The 19,427-nt window shown below is 33.3% G+C and carries 19 protein-coding genes and 1 other RNA gene; 18 read left to right on the top strand and 2 right to left on the bottom strand.

Annotated features, from left to right (window positions below; all coding sequences use genetic code 11):
* Nucleotides 1-4 precede the first annotated feature (4 nt).
* The 4 genes from recO to ppdK all read left to right on the top strand — a co-directional run bounded on the left by recO (nt 5) and on the right by ppdK (nt 4,776).
* Nucleotides 5-751, top strand: a complete 747-nt coding sequence (recO, locus tag ABG79_RS08035; protein ID WP_057978935.1) for a DNA repair protein RecO — start codon at nt 5-7, stop codon at nt 749-751.
* A gap of 4 nt (nt 752-755) precedes the next feature.
* Complete coding sequence (locus ABG79_RS08030; protein ID WP_057978933.1) at nt 756-1,277, top strand: DUF4342 domain-containing protein; 522 nt, start codon at nt 756-758, stop codon at nt 1,275-1,277.
* Between the two features lie 149 nt (nt 1,278-1,426).
* A complete protein-coding gene (gene ccpN, locus ABG79_RS08025) occupies nt 1,427-2,059 on the top strand; it encodes a transcriptional regulator CcpN (RefSeq protein WP_057978971.1) in 633 nt (210 codons plus the stop codon).
* Between the two features lie 83 nt (nt 2,060-2,142).
* Complete coding sequence (ppdK, locus tag ABG79_RS08020; RefSeq protein WP_057978931.1) at nt 2,143-4,776, top strand: pyruvate, phosphate dikinase; 2,634 nt, start codon at nt 2,143-2,145, stop codon at nt 4,774-4,776.
* A gap of 25 nt (nt 4,777-4,801) precedes the next feature.
* Here the strand turns inward: ppdK and ABG79_RS08015 are convergent, their stop codons facing one another.
* A complete protein-coding gene (locus ABG79_RS08015) occupies nt 4,802-5,872 on the bottom strand; it encodes a CotS family spore coat protein (protein ID WP_057978929.1) in 1,071 nt (356 codons plus the stop codon).
* Nucleotides 5,873-6,068: 196 nt separating this feature from the next.
* Here ABG79_RS08015 and ABG79_RS08010 point away from each other — a divergent pair, with 196 nt between their 5' ends.
* The 10 genes from ABG79_RS08010 (at nt 6,069) to mnmM (ending at nt 15,267) form a co-directional block, all read left to right on the top strand.
* Entirely contained in the window at nt 6,069-7,073 is a 1,005-nt protein-coding gene (locus ABG79_RS08010; RefSeq protein ID WP_057978927.1) for a deoxyguanosinetriphosphate triphosphohydrolase, read from the top strand.
* 156 nt (nt 7,074-7,229) lie between these two features.
* Nucleotides 7,230-8,978, top strand: coding sequence for a DNA primase (gene dnaG / locus ABG79_RS08005; protein ID WP_057978924.1), 1,749 nt, complete (start codon nt 7,230-7,232; stop codon nt 8,976-8,978).
* Between the two features lie 24 nt (nt 8,979-9,002).
* A complete protein-coding gene (gene rpoD / locus ABG79_RS08000; RefSeq protein ID WP_423230094.1) occupies nt 9,003-10,103 on the top strand; it encodes an RNA polymerase sigma factor RpoD in 1,101 nt (366 codons plus the stop codon).
* A gap of 42 nt (nt 10,104-10,145) precedes the next feature.
* Entirely contained in the window at nt 10,146-10,877 is a 732-nt protein-coding gene (locus ABG79_RS07995; protein WP_057978920.1) for an HAD family hydrolase, read from the top strand.
* Between the two features lie 11 nt (nt 10,878-10,888).
* Nucleotides 10,889-11,566, top strand: coding sequence for a tRNA (adenine(22)-N(1))-methyltransferase (locus ABG79_RS07990; RefSeq protein ID WP_057978919.1), 678 nt, complete (start codon nt 10,889-10,891; stop codon nt 11,564-11,566).
* A complete protein-coding gene (locus ABG79_RS07985; protein WP_057978917.1) occupies nt 11,557-12,657 on the top strand; it encodes a Nif3-like dinuclear metal center hexameric protein in 1,101 nt (366 codons plus the stop codon). Before ABG79_RS07990 ends, ABG79_RS07985 begins: the two co-directional genes overlap by 10 nt.
* Before the next feature lie 57 nt (nt 12,658-12,714).
* Nucleotides 12,715-13,416: a zinc ribbon domain-containing protein gene (locus tag ABG79_RS07980; RefSeq protein ID WP_057978915.1), complete on the top strand. Its 702-nt coding sequence runs from the start codon at nt 12,715-12,717 to the stop codon at nt 13,414-13,416.
* Between the two features lie 99 nt (nt 13,417-13,515).
* An RNA gene (gene rnpB, locus ABG79_RS08120) (RNase P RNA component class A) lies at nt 13,516-13,885 on the top strand.
* An 86-nt stretch (nt 13,886-13,971) separates the two neighbouring features.
* Nucleotides 13,972-14,676: a pseudouridine synthase gene (locus ABG79_RS07975; protein WP_057978914.1), complete on the top strand. Its 705-nt coding sequence runs from the start codon at nt 13,972-13,974 to the stop codon at nt 14,674-14,676.
* 12 nt (nt 14,677-14,688) lie between these two features.
* Nucleotides 14,689-15,267, top strand: coding sequence for a tRNA 5-(aminomethyl)-2-thiouridylate-methyltransferase MnmM (gene mnmM, locus ABG79_RS07970; protein WP_057978912.1), 579 nt, complete (start codon nt 14,689-14,691; stop codon nt 15,265-15,267).
* On the opposite strand, the gene ABG79_RS07965 is transcribed toward mnmM, so the two are convergent.
* Nucleotides 15,230-15,883 carry a hypothetical protein gene (locus tag ABG79_RS07965; protein ID WP_057978910.1) on the bottom strand — a complete coding sequence of 218 codons (654 nt, stop codon included), beginning with the start codon at nt 15,881-15,883 and terminating at the stop codon, nt 15,230-15,232. The two genes, mnmM and ABG79_RS07965, sit on opposite strands and share 38 nt — an antisense overlap.
* 56 nt (nt 15,884-15,939) lie before the next feature.
* On the opposite strand from ABG79_RS07965, the gene surE reads away from it, so the two are divergent.
* The 4 genes from surE to gdhA all read left to right on the top strand — a co-directional run bounded on the left by surE (nt 15,940) and on the right by gdhA (nt 19,420).
* Nucleotides 15,940-16,719, top strand: a complete 780-nt coding sequence (gene surE, locus ABG79_RS07960; protein WP_057978909.1) for a 5'/3'-nucleotidase SurE — start codon at nt 15,940-15,942, stop codon at nt 16,717-16,719.
* Nucleotides 16,703-16,891: a YpmA family protein gene (locus ABG79_RS07955; RefSeq protein WP_057978907.1), complete on the top strand. Its 189-nt coding sequence runs from the start codon at nt 16,703-16,705 to the stop codon at nt 16,889-16,891. Before surE ends, ABG79_RS07955 begins: the two co-directional genes overlap by 17 nt.
* 122 nt (nt 16,892-17,013) lie before the next feature.
* Nucleotides 17,014-17,895: a MurR/RpiR family transcriptional regulator gene (locus tag ABG79_RS07950; RefSeq protein WP_057978904.1), complete on the top strand. Its 882-nt coding sequence runs from the start codon at nt 17,014-17,016 to the stop codon at nt 17,893-17,895.
* Nucleotides 17,896-18,055: 160 nt separating this feature from the next.
* The gene (gdhA, locus tag ABG79_RS07945) at nt 18,056-19,420 is read left to right on the top strand and encodes an NADP-specific glutamate dehydrogenase (RefSeq protein WP_057978901.1); all 1,365 of its coding nucleotides are present in this window, start codon (nt 18,056-18,058) and stop codon (nt 19,418-19,420) included.
* The last annotated feature ends 7 nt before the right edge of the window (nt 19,421-19,427 follow it).

Below are 19,427 nucleotides of genomic sequence, written 5' to 3'. Positions count from 1 at the left end.
GGTTTTGTCATTAGGTAACGTCCAGGGAGTAGTATTAAAGAGCATAAACCTTGGTGAAAGTGACAAAATCATCACCATTTTTACTGACAAACTTGGAAAGATTGATGTAGTTGCACATGGCGCAAGAAAGCCTAAAAGCCAAATAGCGTCATCCACTCTGCCATTTTGTTACTGCAAGTTCTCAATATATAAGGGCAAAAATTTGTATACTTTAAGCCAAAGCCAGATAATAGAATCATTCCAGAGGATAATAATGGACCTTGAAAAATTATCGCTTGGAAGTTACATATTAGAAATGATCGACGTATTAAATGAGAAAGAAGCAAAAAATGTATATATGCTTGGGCTGCTATTAAAATCACTATATTTGTTATCTGATAGCGATGTCGATTTAGAATTATTGAAAACCACGTTTGAGTATAAGATTGTTTCACTGTCAGGATATCAACCATCTGTATTAAATTGCGTTAAGTGTAAGTCAAATGAAGAGTTGCACTTTTTTAGCATAACTGATGGAGGAATGGTTTGTGATAAATGTTTTGTCAATAAGGGAATGGTTTATGAATTAAATAATTCAGAATTGGATTTGTTAAGGACACTTAGAAACATAAAACTTGAAGATTTGAGGAATATTAATTATAATAAATTAAACTTAAAACGATTGGATGAAATAATGGAAAAATACATATCATATTATACAGAAAGAGAATTTAAATCTTTAAATTTAATAAAAGAAATAAAAAGGAGTTGATTGTATGGAAGAAATAACTCTTGAAAAAATTGACATAATAAGACAAAGAACAGGAATAGGTTATGCAGAAGCAAAAGAAATACTTGAAAAGAACAACGGAAATGTTATCGATGCATTAATTTACATCGAGCAAAATCAAAAGAAGTTTGGGGAGCAGATTACCGATTTTAGCAATGATTTAGTCGAAACAATAAGAGACATTATCAGAAAGGGGAATGTAAACAGAATTAAAGTTAAAAAGGATGATAAGATTCTAGTAGACATTCCGGTAACAGCTGGGATAGCTGCAGGTGCATTAACTTTATTTAGTCCAGCACTGCTTGCAATTGGCGCAGTTGCAGCAGTTGTAACAAAGGTTAAAATAGAGATAGAAAGGCCTGACGGAAGAGTTGAGATTGTTGAAGACATAATAAAAGAAAAGGTTAACGATATTAAGGAGACGGTGATGGAAAAGGCTGAGGAAATGAAAGATGATATAAATGAAACTGTAAATGATGTTAAGAATGAATTTGATAAAAATGAATAAGCATTTTGCTTATTCATTTTTATCAAAAATTTTTGTTAAATATTGAAAATATTTAGTTTATGTAATAAAATATTTATGAATTAATATTGTATTGAATCCTCTGTCAATATATAATAAATATAATAATACTTTGTACAGAGGTGATTTTTATTAAACTCACAAAACGCCAGGAAGAAATAATAGAGATTGTAAAAGTTAATCAGCCAATTACAAGCGAGCAAATCGCTGATAAACTAAACTTAACAAGGGCAGCATTAAGGCCTGATCTTGCTATTTTAACAATGACAGGCATACTTGAAGCGCGTCCTAAGGTTGGCTATGTTTATTCTTCAAAGGGTGAAACTGCTTTTAAACATAAACCGATTAAAGAAATAAAAGTTGCTGAAATAAAATCCAAACCTACAGTTGTTCCAGAGGATATGTCTATTTATGATTCAATAATTCAACTTTTTATTAATGATACAGGGACATTATTTGTTGAAAATAAGGGTTACTTAACTGGTGCTGTGTCAAGAAAGGATTTCTTGAAAATTACCCTTGGAAATACAGATATACATAAGGTCCCTATTGGTATTATAATGACGAGAATGCCTAACATCATCACCATAAGTGATGAAGATAGTGCGTTTGAAGCAGCAAAAAGAATTATTGAACACGAAATAGACAGTATACCGGTTGTTGAAAAAGTAAGAACAGAAGATGGCAAGGAGTATTGTAAGATAACTGGTAAGGTTTCCAAAACAACAATCACAAAGCTCTTTTTAGAGCTTGCTAGGGATTGATATAGGTTTGGATTGTTTATTATACACATCTGGGACAAATATTGTCCCTATGGTGACAAAATATAGATTGGGAGGTAGAAGCAATGGAAAAGAGAAAGTATGTTTACCTTTTCAACGAAGGTAACGCTAGTATGAAAAACCTTTTAGGTGGAAAAGGTGCTAACCTTGCAGAAATGACAAACATAGGATTACCAGTGCCACCAGGATTCACAGTAACAACTGAAGCCTGCACAAGATACTATGAAGATGGTCAAAGAATTGCAGACGAAATAGTCGAAGAAATTTTTGAAACTCTACACAAACTTGAAGGAATAACAGGTAAGAAATTTGGTGACCCATCAAACCCATTACTTGTATCAGTTCGTTCAGGTGCAAGAGCATCGATGCCTGGTATGATGGATACAATTCTTAATCTTGGCTTAAATGATGAAACTGTAGAAGGCATGGCAAAACTTACAAATAATGAAAGATTTGCTTATGACAGCTACAGAAGATTTATAACAATGTTCAGCGACGTTGTTATGCAAATAGAAAAGAATAAATTCGAACACATACTAGACCAAGTTAAGGAAGAAAATGGAGCAGTTCTTGATACAGATTTAACTGCTGAAAATCTTAAGGAAGTTGTTAGAAGATTTAAGGAATTATACATAAAGGAAAAGGGAGAAGCTTTCCCACAAGATCCAAAGATGCAATTGTTAGAATCAGTTAAAGCTGTATTCAGGTCATGGAACAACCCAAGAGCTATCGTTTATAGAAGATTAAACGACATTCCAAGCGATTGGGGAACAGCTGTAAACGTTCAAACAATGGTATTTGGTAACATGGGAGAAACTTCAGGAACAGGTGTTGCATTTACAAGAAACCCTGCAACTGGTGAAAACAAGATATTCGGAGAATTCTTAATGAATGCACAAGGTGAAGACGTTGTTGCAGGTATAAGAACTCCACAAAGCATTGACCAATTAAAAGAAGTTATGCCTGATTGTTACGAAGAATTCGTAAGAATTGCACATCTTCTTGAAGACCACTACAAAGATATGCAAGATATGGAATTTACAATAGAACAAGGAAAGCTATACTTCCTACAAACTAGAAATGGAAAGAGAACAGCTCCAGCGGCATTAAAGATTGCTGTTGACCTTGTTGAAGAAGGAAGAATAACAAAAGAAGAAGCAATGCTAAAGGTTGACGCTAAGCAGTTAGACCAACTTCTACATCCAAATTTTGATGCTGCAGAATTAAAGGCTGCAAAAGCAGTTACAAAGGGACTTCCAGCATCACCTGGTGCTGCTTGTGGTAAGGTATACTTCACAGCTGAAGAAGCTAAGGAAGCTGCAGCAAGAGGTGAAAAGGTTGTTCTTGTAAGAATTGAAACTTCACCAGAAGATATCGAAGGTATGATAGCAGCTGAAGGTATACTAACTGCAAGAGGTGGTATGACTTCACACGCAGCCGTTGTTGCAAGAGGTATGGGTAAGTGCTGCGTAGCTGGTTGTGGCGATATTAAGATAAACGAAGAAGCTAAGTTCTTCACAGTTGGAGATTTAAAAATTAACGAAGGCGACTATATATCAATCGACGGTTCAACTGGAAACGTTTATGCTCAAAAGATTAAGACTGTTGAACCACAAATAACTGGATATTTTGAAACTTTCATGAAGTGGGCTGATGAAATAAGAGCTCTTAAGGTTAGAACTAATGCTGATACACCAAGGGATTCAGCTCAGGCTGTTAAGTTTGGTGCTGAAGGTATAGGTCTTTGCAGAACTGAACACATGTTCTTCGAAGAAGACAGAATACCAGCAGTTAGAGAAATGATAGTTGCTAAGAACGAAGAACAAAGAAGAAAGGCTCTTGATAAGCTATTGCCAATGCAAAGGGAAGACTTCATTGGAATTTATGAAGCAATGGAAGGAAGACCTGTAACTATAAGACTTCTAGACCCACCACTACATGAATTCTTACCTCATGAAGATGAAGATATAAAGGCTCTTGCAGAAACTATGGGATTAACATTTGAAGACCTTAAGGCTACTGTTGAAAGCTTAAAGGAATTCAACCCAATGCTTGGTCACAGAGGATGCAGACTTGCTGTTACTTACCCAGAAATAGCAGAAATGCAAACAAGAGCGATAATTGAAGCAGCTATAGACGTTAAGAAGAGAAAAGGCTGGGATATAGTTCCAGAAATAATGATACCACTTGTTGGAGAACTTAAGGAATTAAAATATGTTAAGGACGTAATCGTAAAGACAGCAAACGAAATAATCGAAAGAGAAGGAATGAAGCTTGAATATAAAGTTGGAACAATGATTGAAATTCCAAGAGCAGCATTAACTGCTGATGAAATTGCTAAAGAAGCTGAATTCTTCTCATTCGGAACTAACGACTTAACACAAATGACATTTGGATTCTCAAGAGACGATGCAGGTAAGTTCTTAAATGACTACTATGACAAGAAGATATTTGAATCTGACCCATTTGCTAAGCTTGATGCAACAGGTGTTGGTAAGCTTGTTAAGATGGCTGCTGAACTTGGAAAAGCAACAAGACCAGACATTAAGCTTGGTATATGCGGAGAACATGGTGGAGACCCAGCATCTATCGAATTCTGCCACAACGTTGGATTAGACTACGTATCATGCTCACCTTTCAGAGTGCCAATAGCAAGACTTGCAGCTGCACAAGCACAAGTTAAAAACCCAAGAAAGTAAAAAACCTATAAAAATTCAGGGGATGCTATCCCCTGAATTTTGTTTCTATATAATCATTAACTAATTTACAAAACTCTCTATGCTCCTTTTTATAATCGACCACATCATGTAATTCTTCTAAATAATAATTTTTATTTACAAATTTATAATTTTTGAAATAATCCTTTGATATTTTCCAAAACTTTTTAGGGAACATCAATAATGAAAATATTGCTAAATGCTCATAATAACTTAAAGGCCTTATCGTTTCATAACACTCAACGGCCTCTTTAAATATTTCGAATTTCCAGGGAGTTTTTTTGCGTTTTAGAATTCTGTGTAAAAAGCTGCTTATGTCATGAATTGGCATATCCAGCCGTGTTTTATCAAAGTCTATAACATATAATTTGTTGTCAGAGGTGAAAATCAAATTTTTATTCACATAGTCTAAATGGCAAATAGCCCTACTGCTGACCTCATCACCTAAGTTTTGAAAGTCTATCTTTGATATTATATAAATGCTTTCTTTAGCACAGTTAATATAGTAATCAAAGTTTTCCAAATACAACTTAGAAAACTTATCCTTTAGTCTAAATGCGGTATTTGAAAATTCTAAAAGATGTTTAAAATGCTTATTCAAGCTTGTGATATAGTCTTTTTCACCTATCAGCAATTTACTACCTTGAATAGGGAAAAAACCCTTTGAAGATATATGAATTTTAGCAAGATTTGCTGATATTTTTTTAATATCCTCCAAATCGTCGTATTCACACTTTCGTCCGTCTATCCAATCAGTGAGCATATAAATATCATCCTGGTATTTAACATACTTTAAACCATTTTTAGTTGACAAAAGCCTTGGAGCATTAACTCCTTTAATATTTAACCATTCGATTACTGAATATATAAACAATAATGTAGCTTCATCATAATAGACTTTTTTTAAGCATTTATTACCTTTGTTAGTCGATATTTTGTATACGGCTCTTTCCTTATCCGTTTCCTTATACTTTATATTTTCTATTGAAATAATTTTATAAGGATAATGGATTAATATGTTATTTAACAAATCATCGTGGCCTATTATTTTTCTTGAGAGTATTTCATATCCTTCCATTTTAATCACCTTAAACGATTTCTATTCAATTATATGTATGAATATCAACTTAAATAACTGAAATACACTTATATAGAGTATAAAAAATAACAATATTTGTTATAATCTAATATACAGCTGAAATTTAAGAATATTTAGCAGGGTTATTGACAAATGTGTAGAATATATATAATATATTTTATTTGTGGGTGATTTTATGAATTTAAGAGAAAGATACGAAGAGTTGGAAGAAAAAATATTATCCCCGCTTGCAACAATAAGCAAAAATTCTAAGGGTAGAGAGAAAGATGAGAAAAAATGTGATATTAGAACTGACTTTCAAAGGGATAGGGATAGAATAATTCATTCTAAGGCGTTTAGAAGATTAAAACATAAAACACAGGTTTTTATTGCACCTGAAGGAGACCATTACAGGACAAGACTTACTCATACACTGGAAGTATCTCAGATAGCAAGAACTATTTCAAGGGCTATTAGGTTAAATGAAGACTTAACAGAAGCAATTGCACTAGGACATGATTTAGGTCATACACCATTTGGTCATACAGGTGAATTTGCACTTGACAAAGTAACTTCTAATGGATTTAAACATAATTACCAGAGCCTTAGAGTTGTCGAATATTTAGAAAAGGGTAAAGGTTTAAATCTAACACATGAAGTGAAGGACGGTATACTGTCTCATTCTGGGGAACTAACTGCTGCAACAAATGAAGGAAAGGTAGTAAAACTTGCTGATAAGATTGCATATATTAATCACGATATAGATGATGCAATTCGAGCTGGCATTTTAAAAAATGATGACTTGCCAAAGGAATGCATTAAAGTTCTTGGAAAGACAAACTCTGAGAGATTAAATAAGATGATTATGGCAGTTATTATGCATGCCATAAATTATGGAGAAATCAAGTTAATAGGCGAGGTAGGCGAAGCTACCTGGGAATTAAGAAGGTTTATGTTTGAAAATGTTTATTATGGCTCAGAAGCCAAAAAAGAAGAGGACAAAGCACAAAATCTTGTAATCAGTCTTTTTGAATATTATATGAAAAAACCTGAAGAAATGCCTAAGGAATATAATCAAAGGGTTATAGAATTTGGGTTAGAACAGTCAGTAATCGATTATATAGCTGGGATGACTGACAGATATGCAATTCATGAGTTCAATAGATTGTTTATACCCTCTCCATGGCAAAAATATTTTTAAAAAGATCTAAAAAATAGAAGGATTTTTAAAATTAGTGTCGAATTATATATATTTGTGTCAATGTATAAAAATTATTCTTATTAATTTTTTGTTAATAAGAAGGATTTTTTGATTCAAATGTAGAAATAAATATTTATATGTCAGGTGATGTTTTATATGAGGATTTCGGAGCAAGCCATTGAAAAAGTAATGCAAAGCAGTGATATAGTCGATATTATATCTGATTATGTTTCACTCAAGAGAACTGGAAATAGCTTTATGGGAGTTTGTCCGTTTCATAATGATAAGGGCCCATCCCTTAGTGTTTCACCTGACAAACAGTTATTTCACTGTTTTGGTTGTGGAGCTGCTGGTAATGTCGTAGGGTTTGTCATGCGAATTAGAAACCTTGAATATGCAGATGCCATAAGGTATTTAGCAGATAGGGCTAATATACCAATTGATGATGGCGTTTCAAAGGATTCTACGTATGAAAAAATATTGGAGATGAACATTAGAGCAGCCAGGTTCTATTATGAAAATTTAAAACTTAATAAAGAAAAATTAAATTATCTTTTGGAAAGAAACTTAGATATAAAGACTATTCGAAAATTTGGATTAGGTTATAGTTTAGACAGTTTTACGTCACTATTGAATTTCTTGAAAAAGCAAGGATATAGTGAGGATTTAATTATTAAGGGAGGATTGGCAAGCAAAAGCGAAAAGGGAGTTTATGATAGATTTAGAAATCGAATAATGTTTCCTGTATTCGATTACAAAGGAAGAGTTATAGGCTTTGGCGGGAGAGTTTTGGATTATTCAAAACCCAAATATCTAAATTCACCTGAAACATTAGTGTTTAAAAAAGGAACTAATCTTTATGGTTTGAATTTTGTATTAAGGAATGGGTCACCGAAGGACCTTATCATAGTTGAAGGGTATATGGACTGTATCTCGCTTCATCAATATGGGATTGATAATGCTGTTGCGTCGCTTGGAACAGCCCTTACAAAGGAACAAGCTAAGTTAATTAAACGTTATTGCAAGGATGTTTATTTATGTTATGATTCAGATGAGGCTGGAAAGGCAGCAACATTGAAGGGAATAGATGTATTGCTTTCTGAAGATTTGAATGTAAAAATAATCAATATTCCAAGGGGGAAGGACCCAGATGAATATGTTAAACAATTTGGTGCAGAAGCATTTATAAAGCTAAAGGAAAAAGCTTTGCCTGCTATAGAACATTTGATTATTGCTGCTAAAAATGGGAAGAATTTTAATGAGCCCAGGGATAAGAGCAGGTTTGTAAAGGAAGCGGTATCAATACTGAAATTATTAAAAAGTGAAGTTGATGTTCATATGTATGCTTCAAAAGTATCTGATATGACTGGAATCGATATTGCCGTTCTGCTTGATGAATTTAAACGTTCTAACACTGATAATAAAGAAAATTGGAATAAGAATTCCAATATTAGAAATAATATAAGTGGTGGAAATATTTTCATTGAGCCGGGATACAGAAAAGCAGAAAGAAATTTACTTTCAATATGCATAGAAAATAAGGATTGGTTAAATTATATTAAGGAAAGATTGTCATCAAAGCATTTCATAACAGAAACCTATAAAAAAGTAGCTGTTACTATATTAGATGAAGGCATATTAGAGTCGGATATTATTTTAAAAAGATTTATTGAGCCAGGAGAAGTTTCGGATATAGCAAAAATATTTGTCAATAACGACAATTTAGATATAAATAAAGAGCTCATAGATGATTATATTAAGAGCATCAAAAAATACAACATTGAACATCAAATAGATGATTTGACAAGACTGATAAAAGAATATGAAAGTAAAAATGACTTTACAACGTCCATAGAATTAACCAGTAAATTAGTTGAGCTACAAAGGCAGCTTTCGTTGCTATAGCGTCTTGAAGGGAGGTTGAATTCCTTGAAAAAGGAAAATCAAAAGAGTGAGGCAAACAATAATTCCAAAAAAATGTCTATTGTAAAGCACTTAATAGAAAAGGGCAAGAAGAGCGGCGTTCTAACATATAAAGAGATCATGGATTCCCTAGAGGATGTAGATTTATCTCCAGACCAAATAGAAAAGATATACGAAATACTTGAATCAATGGGTATCGAAGTATTAGATGACATGGATGATTTTAATCCGGAACAATTGCTTGAAGAAGATATCGATTTAACATTGCCTGAGGGAATCAGCATAGATGACCCAGTTAGAATGTATCTTAAGGAAATAGGAAAGGTTCCATTGTTATCTGCAGATGAAGAAATTAATTTAGCAAAGCGAATTGAAGAAGGCGATCAGGAAGCAAAGAAAAAATTAGCTGAAGCTAATTTAAGACTTGTTGTAAGTATCGCTAAAAGATATGTCGGCAGAGGTATGTTATTTCTTGATTTAATTCAAGAAGGGAATTTAGGACTATTAAAGGCAGTAGAAAAATTTGATTACAGAAAGGGATATAAATTTTCAACTTATGCGACATGGTGGATTAGACAGGCCATTACAAGAGCTATAGCGGACCAGGCAAGAACTATTAGAATTCCAGTCCATATGGTTGAGACAATCAATAAATTGATTAGGATAGAAAGGCAGCTACTTCAAGAACTTGGGAGGGCACCTTCGGCAGAAGAAGTTGCTAAGGAATTAAATATGGAAGTTGATAAAGTAAGAGAAATAATGAAGATTGCACAGGAACCTGTTTCTTTGGAAACTCCAATTGGAGAGGAAGAAGATAGCCATCTTGGAGACTTTATTCCTGATGAAGACGCTCCTGCACCTGCTGAAGCTGCTGCGTTTACAATGTTAAGGGAACAACTTATGGATGTCCTTGATACTCTAACTCCAAGAGAAGAAAAGGTGTTAAGATTAAGATTTGGACTTGACGATGGAAGGGCAAGAACATTGGAGGAAGTAGGTAAGGAATTTAAGGTAACAAGAGAGAGAATAAGGCAAATTGAAGCAAAGGCATTGAGAAAATTAAGACACCCAAGCAGAAGTAAAAAACTAAAGGATTATTTGGATTAAGGCTTACGTTTGTAAGCCAAATTTTTTAATTGAGGTGATTTTATGAATACTGTTTTATTTGATTTGGATGGGACTTTGTTGCCACTTGATATGCATAGATTTGAGGAGGAATATTTTACACTGCTGAGCAAAAAATTTATTAATTATTTTCCGCCAGAGAGGTTAATAAAATACGTTTGGGAAGCTACACTTGACATGATAGTCAACAATGGAGAGCAGACAAATAAAGAAGCATTTTGGAGAAAGTTTTGTAAATTAACAAACATGGATTATGAAACTTGTGAAAATGCATTTAGTGATTTTTACAATAATGAATATAAAAATATTTCTAAGATTTGCACTCCATCAAAATACATCATAGAAGCGATAAATATTTTAAAACTAAAGAAATATAATCTTGTGGTTGCTACGAACGCAATTTTTCCAATCGAAGCAATAGTCCAAAGAATTAAATGGGCTGGTCTTGATGAAGAGGACTTTATATTTATCTCATCATTTGAAAAGATGCATTATTGCAAGCCAAATCTAAATTTTTATAAAGAAGTATTAGATAATATAAATAAAAAACCTGAAGAATGTTTGATGGTTGGAAATGATGTAGAGGAGGACTTGGTTTCTTCAAAGCTTGGTATTAAGACTTTTTTAATAAAAGATAATATCTTAAATAGAAAAAATTTAGAGTATGTATGCGATTTTGAAGGAAATTACGAGGATTTTTATAACTTTGTAATCAAACTGCCACAGGCAAGTGTCAATTTAGAATTAGGAGCGTAACGGAGGAATGTATGATTTTATCTGAAAGATTAAAGCATATTGTAAGTATGATTCCAAATTGCAAATGCATAGCGGATATTGGAACTGACCATGGTTATATACCTATTTATGCAGTTTTGAATGGAATATCAGAAAGGGCTATAGCAACCGATATAAATAAAGGTCCGATAGATGCGGCTATTAAAAATTTTAAAAAATATAGAGTAATTGATAAAATTGAGGCAAGAATTGGAGATGGCCTGAAGCCACTAAAGATTGGAGAAGCAGATGTTTCTGTAATTGCTGGAATGGGAGGAAACTTGATTGGTAATATATTGAATGAAAACATTGAATTAGCACGTAGTTTTAAATGTATCCTGCTCCAACCTATGCAGTATCCTGAAGTATTAAGAAAGTATCTTGTTGAAAACAATTTCTCAATAATCGATGAAGATATTGTTAAAGATGAAAATAAGTATTATCATATACTTAAGGTTTCAAACAACAGAATGCAACCATTCGAAAAAGAAGTGTATTACTATACTGGTAAAATACTTATTGAAAAAAAGCATCCTCTTATTGAGGAATATATTTCAGATAAGATAAATGTTCTAGAGGAAATTTTAAGTAGTATTCCGACGGAAAATCCAAGGCATTATGAAGTGGAAAAATTACTTAATGAATTTAAGGAAGTGAAAGAATGTCTTTAAGTGTGTTAGATATTATTTCTTTTTTAGAAAACAAATATCCAATTGAATTAGCAGAGGATTTTGATAATGTAGGATTGTTATTAGGAACAAGACATGCTGCAATTAACAAAATTTTATTTACTCTGGACATAACCGATGAGGTTATAGATGAGGCGATACAAAATAATTGCAATCTAATCATTTCTCATCATCCTATGATATTTAAATCAATAAAAAGAATTATGTCTGAAAGCATATTGGGCTCAATGATTAGCAAATGCATCAAAAACGATATTAATATATATGCTTTACATACAAATTTTGATAATGCTAACGATGGGCTTAATGATTTTATTGCTTCAAAAATAAATCTTAATGATATATCTTTGCTATCACCTTCAAAGGAGACTAAACTATATAAATTAGTTGTTTATGTTCCTCAAACGCACGCCGAAGTTGTAAGGGAGGCACTACTTGAAGCCGGTGCAGGACATATAGGAAATTATAGCCACTGTTCATTTAACACTGTTGGCACAGGGACTTTTATGCCATTGAAGGATTCTAATCCATACATCGGCCAGATTAATAAGATTGAATATGTTGACGAACTTAAAATCGAAACTATAGTTCCAGGGAAAAAATTAAGTTATGTTATATCCAATATGCTAAAGGTTCATCCTTATGAAGAAGTAGCATATGATGTTTATCCATTGTGGAACAAACTTCAATACGGGACTGGAAGAGTTGGCTTCCTTGACAAAGAAAAATCTTTAGTGGAATTATCACTTGAGCTAAAGGAAATATTTAAACTTGATAGCGTTGCAATTTGTGGTAAAGAGGATACAATTGTAGGAAAGGTGGCCGTTGTAGGGGGGAGTGGTAGCTCCTTTATTAGTGATGCAATTAAAATGGAATGTGATTGTTTGATAACCGGCGATATTAAACACCATGATGCTTTAGACGCTATTTCAGCTGGATTATGTTTAATCGACATTGGACACTATGGTAGCGAATTTGCTGCTATGAATTATTTAAAAGATTTAATTGAAGAAAGATTTGGGATAGAAACAGTGCTTACGAATATTAATACTAATCCATTTAAAAGAGTATAGGCTTATTTTGCCCTTTACTCTTTTTTTATATATAATTATTTTTTAGGAGTTGATAGAATGGATAACTATCTTTTATACGAAATATTTATCATCGACAGTAGGCTTGAAGAGCTAAAGAAGAACAATAAAATACAGGAAATGACCAAAAAGATTAGTGAATTCAAAGCAAAGTATGACATGAGCAAAAGGCGGTATGAACAATTAGTTTTGATGATTAAGGACAAACATATCAAGCAAAAGGAAATAGCAGAAAAAATTAAGAAGTTATATCACGAGGTTGATATGGCTGAAGGAGAATTATATTCAAGCAGCAATATTAAACTACTAAATCAGCTTGAAGAAAAAATAAAATATACCAGAAGTCAGATTAAAAAGTTAGAGGATGATGCCTTTGAATTATTGCTTGAAATAGAGGAAATCACAAAAGATGCACAGCATATAGGCGCTGAACTAAAAAACATAAAGGAGCAATTTGAAGAGGTAAAGGAGAATTTGAATGAACAGAAGTTAGAGATTGAAAATAGCATTGCAGAACTTATGAAAAAAAGAGAAAAAATAGTTGAAAAGATTGATAAAGGGATAATATCAGAATATGAAGAATTAAAAAATAAAACCGGAAAAGGAGCAGCAACATTAATAAATGGTTCTTACTGCAGCGCGTGTAGAATGCAACTGCCATTGATGTTAGTTGAAGAATTAAAGAATAAAAAAACATTAACTAAATGTCCAAATTGCAGGAGATTTTTAATTGTTGAATAAGATAGTTGGTGGAGATAATATTTAAAATTACCAAATAATAATTGTAGACATAACTTAAATATCGTGTTAATATAATATGTGTTGTAAATGAATAATTGTTGAGTAAGCCGGATGGTCGCTGCCGCTTTGCGGGAGAGGAAAGTCCGAGCTCCATAGGGCAGGGTGCTGGGTAATACCCAGTGGAGGCGACTCTAAGGAAAGTGCAACAGAGATATACCGCCAGAATCAATCATTGATTGATGAATGCAGCTAATGCTGCCTGGTAAGGGTGGAAAGGTGAGGTAAGGGCTCACCAGCACACTGGCGACAGTGTGGCTCTGTAAACCCCACCTGGAGCAAGACCAAATAGGGGAGCATAAAGCGCTGGCCCGGCGTGCTCCCGGGTAGTGTCGCTTGAGCCAATTGGTAACAATTTGCCTAGATAGATGACCGTCTAAGACAGAACTCGGCTTATAGGCTTACTCAATACCATATGCATCTGTTAATACAGGTGCTTTTTTATTGTATTTTTTTGGTTTTATATGTATAATTATTACGCATAGGGAAGGTGAGAAAGTGGAGAGAATACAAAAATATATCGCTAGATGCGGGATAGCATCAAGAAGGAAAGCCGAAGAGCTGATTTTTAATGGAAAGGTAAAGGTTAATGGAGAGATTATAAATGATATAGTTTTAATAAATCCTGATAATGACATAGTTGAAGTTGAAGGAAAAATAATAAGTCCTGAAGAAAGCAAGATTTATATCATGTTAAATAAACCAGTAGGATACGTTACTACAGCAAAGGATGAAAAGGGGCGCAAAACTGTATTGGATTTAATAAATGTTAGAGAAAGAGTTTACCCTGTTGGAAGGCTTGATTATGATACTTCGGGACTTTTGATTTTGACCAACGATGGTGATTTTGCATATAAGATGACTCACCCTTCAAAGGAGATTGATAAGGTGTACATAGCGCTTGTAGAAGGAATTCCAACTGAAGAAGAAATTGAAAGATTTAAAAAGGGACTTAAGATTGAAGATTACATTACTGCCCCAGCTGATTTTAAATTGATAGAAAAAAGAGGAAAGAATGCGATTGTTAGAATAACAATTCATGAGGGGAAAAATAGACAGGTAAGAAGGATGTGCGAAAAGATTGGGCATAAAGTTCTGGAATTAAAAAGAATACAGATTGGGAAAATTAAATTAGGAAATTTAAAGGTCGGGGAATGGAGATTTTTAAAACAAGAAGAGATCGATTTCATAAATAAAATTTAGTGGGGGTAAGCTATGTATAGAGTTATATTAAAAGCAACAAAGATGGCACAGAATATTGTTGAATCTGTTTTAAAGGAAGATGATTCTGCAATTGATGCAACGTTAGGAAACGGAAATGATACTGTATTTTTATTAAGCCGCTTAAAGAATGGAAAGGTGTATGCATTCGACATACAAAAACAGGCGATAGATAACTTTAAAAAATATATGGATGAAAATAAAATAAGCAATGTATATTTAATCAACGACGGGCATGAAAACATTAAAAAATATATTACTTCAAGAGTAAAGGCTGTAATGTTTAATCTTGGTTACTTGCCGGGAGGAGATGAAAAAATAATAACTAAACCTGAGACAACTATTAAAGCTCTGACTGATTCTCTGGAATTATTAAAACCAGGCGGAATAATTACAATTGCAGTTTATTCAGGCCATGACGGTGGAGAAGTCGAAGCTAAGGCAATTGATGAATTTGTTGGCAAATTAAATCCAAAAAAATATTCTACGATGACTATAAAATTTACGAATAGAAACACAGCACCTTATCTAATCGTTATTGAGAAAAATGACAATTTTGATGAAGGTAAATAAAATAATCCTTATTTGTAGTATATTTAATTACCTTTATTTTACCTGGAGTTTTTATTGGTTGGCCGCATTTTAAACACACATAATGGCCTGAAAAGATATAGTCAGTGCTTTTGGTTAAATTTAAATTACAAATATATTTCTGCCAACTATCCCAGCCTGTTTTACAATATTTAATCCTATCCTTAGGGTCGGCCAAGACCCATCTTAGCATTTTATGAAAATGGAACGGGTATTTAGTGAAGTTTATATAATCTTCCGGGATTCCTATATCTATAACATATTTTTTAAATGTATCTTCAATCAAACTTTGTAGGGGTTCGGAGATTTTAGTCGATGTTGCATTGTATCCCTTATCGGTTAAATACTTAATAGCTTTATTGAACAAATAACCTCTGCAAATTTGTATTTCTTCATACTTAGTTATATTTAAATCCTTAATAGCCTTTTCAATCAATTTGACTGTGTAGGATTCATACTCTTTTTGCTTAAAATAAGGTGACTTAAAATATTTAACGGGAATTAAATAGTTGAAAAATTCCATTGTTTCAACGCGCAATGCGCCTATTATAGTTCCTCCAACTAAACTACCGCTACCTGCATCGTCAATTTGAATCATGGCATAACTCCTTTCGTAATGTCTTACTATTATAATTCCAAAAGAGGAGGTTAATTATGAGAATATTAATAACTAATGATGATGGCATTATGGCAAAAGGAATATACTTTTTAACAAAAGAATTAGAAAAATATTTTGAATGTATAATTGTTGCACCTGACAAACAAAGAAGTGCTGCAGGACATTCAATTACATTGCACAGACCAGTTGTTGTTAAACTGCACAAATTAGACGGTATAAATTCAAGGGCATATACAGTTGACGGAACACCAGCTGATTGCGTTAAGGTTGCACTTGAAAAACTCCTAGAAGAAAAAATAGATTTAATTATTTCAGGCATAAACGATGGATTTAATCTTGGAACTGATGTTATTTATTCGGGAACTGTTTCTGCTGCGGTAGAAGGAGCAATTTATAAAATCCCATCAATAGCTGTTTCAATAGACTTTCATGGTGACGACGAATACTATTCAATGGCTGCTAACTATGCGAGGAAAATAGTTGAGATGACAAAAAATAAAATAAAGGAAGACGTTGTTTTGAATGTAAATATTCCTTATGCAAAGGAGATTAAGGGTATTAAGGTTTGCAATCTTGGAAATAGAGTTTACACAAATGCCTACATAGAAAAGGAAGTTGAAAATGGAACAAATCAAAGGATATTTCAACTTGCTGGAACAGTTAAGGATGGAGATGACGGAGACACTGATGTATACTTTATCAAACAAGACTATATAACAATAACGCCACTTCATTATGATTTAACTAATTTTAAAATTTTAATGGAAGTTGAAGAAATAATCGATGGGGGTAATACTGATGAAAAAGATTCATGAAGGTCTGCACTTAATTGCAGTAAAAGAATTCAAAGCTTATGACGAAATGTATATGATAGTTGATTTTTTGAATAAGAATCTTAAACATTATGGTCTAATATTTGGACTTACAAGTAGCAATGGGAAAGATTCAATTTCAATTTATGATGCAGAAAAAAGCAATAGAAAATGAAAGATATGTTGCAAATTTGATTGTTAAATGATACAATATAATTGTATTTTTAGAAAATTGCAATATAGTATGACATTAATTTAATGTTAATTTTGGGGAATAAATAGGAAAAGGGGTATAGTATGGAAGGAAACAGACAAGATTTAATGAAACTTATTCAAACTAGATTTCCAAGGTTAAGTAAGGGACAAAAAATAATTGCAGAGTATATTTTAAAGCATTATGACAAGGCAGCTTTTATGACTGCAGCAAAGCTCGGACAAACAGTTGGGGTTAGTGAATCCACAGTTGTAAGATTTGCGAATGAGCTTGGTTTTAGCGGGTATCCAACTCTTCAAAAGGAACTGCAGGAACTTATTAAGAACAAACTCACCTCTGTTCAGAGAATCGAAATTTCAAATGACCTGATTGACGAAGAAAATCCGCTAAGAAGTGTTCTCAAGGCTGATATTGAAAATATCAGAGTTACTCTTGAAAAAATCAATGCTAATGTATTTGAGGATGTAGTCGAGGAAATTCTTAAGGCAAAGAGAATATATATTGTTGGATTTAGAAGTTCTCAGGCTATTGTAGAATTTTTAGGATTTTATCTAAATCTAATACTCGATAATGTAAGGGTTGTTTCAAGAGGTGTCAGCGATATTTTTGAACAGCTATTAAGAGTGGGAGAAGGAGACCTTGTTATAGGAATATCATTCCCAAGATATTCATCAAGAACAGTAGAAGCTTTAAAATTCTCAAAAGACAGGAATGCAAAAGTTGTTGCTATTACGGATAGTTTATTGTCACCGTTAGCGTCACATGCTGATTTTACATTGATTGCTCAAAGCAATATGGTATCCTTCGTTGATTCACTTGTTGCACCTTTAAGTCTAATAAACGCACTAATAGTTGCTGTTGGTTGCAAAGAAAAAGAAGTAATTTCAGAGACATTTAGAACACTTGAAAATATTTGGGAAGAATATGGCGTATACGCAAATCGTTCAAAAAATAACAATGATTAATTATTAAAACTTTTGGAAATTTTCGAAAAATAGCGAAAACAGAATTTAATTGCTGATAACGGTTGTTAATCATGAAACATTTTATTTTTTAAGCTTGATATTTTGCAAGAAATCATGCATAATAGAGATATAACCAATGTAAATTTAAGGGGGTCATATAATGGCAAAGAAAAATATAGCTCCAGCGGATTACATCAGACAGGTAATTGAAGTTGTTAAAAAGAGAAATCCAAACGAACCGGAATTTTTACAAGCCGTTGAAGAAGTTTTACCTACATTACAACCAGTATTGGAAAAACATCCAGAATACATAGAGGAAAATTTACTCGAAAGATTCTGCGAACCAGAAAGAATGGTTATGTTTAAAGTTCCATGGGTTGATGATGAAGGAAATCTTCACGTCAATAGAGGATATAGAGTTCAATTCAATGGAGCTATAGGACCTTATAAGGGGGGGCTAAGATTCCATCCTTCAGTTAATTTAAGCATAATAAAGTTCCTTGGATTTGAACAAATATTAAAGAATTCACTAACTGGCCTTCCAATTGGTGGTGGTAAAGGCGGTTCAGACTTTGACCCAAGGGGAAAGTCGGATGCTGAAATAATGAGATTTTGCCAGAGTTTCATGACTGAATTATATAGACATATCGGTCCAGATGTTGACGTTCCAGCTGGGGATATAGGTGTTGGAGCAAGAGAAATTGGATATTTATATGGACACTATAGAAGAATTAGAGGAGCATTTGAAAACGGAGTATTGACAGGAAAAGGTTTGTCATACGGTGGAAGCTTAATTAGACCAGAAGCAACAGGATATGGTGTTACTTATTTTGCTCAAGAGGTATTAAAACATGAAGGGGAAACGTTTGAAGGAAAGACTGTTGCAGTATCAGGGTTTGGCAATGTTGCTTGGGGAGCATGTATCAAGGTTGCTCAATTAGGCGGAAAAGTTGTTACCCTTTCAGGACCAGATGGATATATATATGACCCAGATGGAGTTGTAGGAGAAAAGATTGATTATTTATTAGAGATGAGAAATTCAGGAAGAGATAGAGTTCAAGATTATGCTGACAAGTATGGAGTCCAATTCTTCCCAGGTCAAAAGCCTTGGGGCGTAAAAGTCGATATAGTAATGCCTTGTGCAACACAAAACGATATTCATTTAGAGCATGCAAAGCAGATTGTTTCTAATGGTGTTAAATATGTTGTAGAAGGTGCTAACATGCCATGCACAAACGAAGCTATTGAATACTTCCTCGCAAATGGAGTTATTGTAGGACCAGCTAAAGCTGCAAATGCAGGTGGAGTAGCTACATCAGCTCTTGAAATGTCACAAAACAGCATGAGAATGGCATGGACTGCTGAAGAAGTAGACCAGAAATTACATCAAATAATGGTTAATATTCATAACAATGCTATGAAAGCTGCTGAAGAATATGGATTTGGATACAACCTTGTTGCTGGGGCTAACATAGCAGGCTTTATAAAAGTTGCTGATGCAATGCACGCGCAAGGAAATTATTGATAAAAAA

Source organism: Caloramator mitchellensis, assembly GCF_001440545.1.
Taxonomy (GTDB): domain Bacteria; phylum Bacillota; class Clostridia; order Clostridiales; family Caloramatoraceae; genus Caloramator; species Caloramator mitchellensis.
This window is presented reverse-complemented; position numbering and strand designations above follow the sequence as displayed.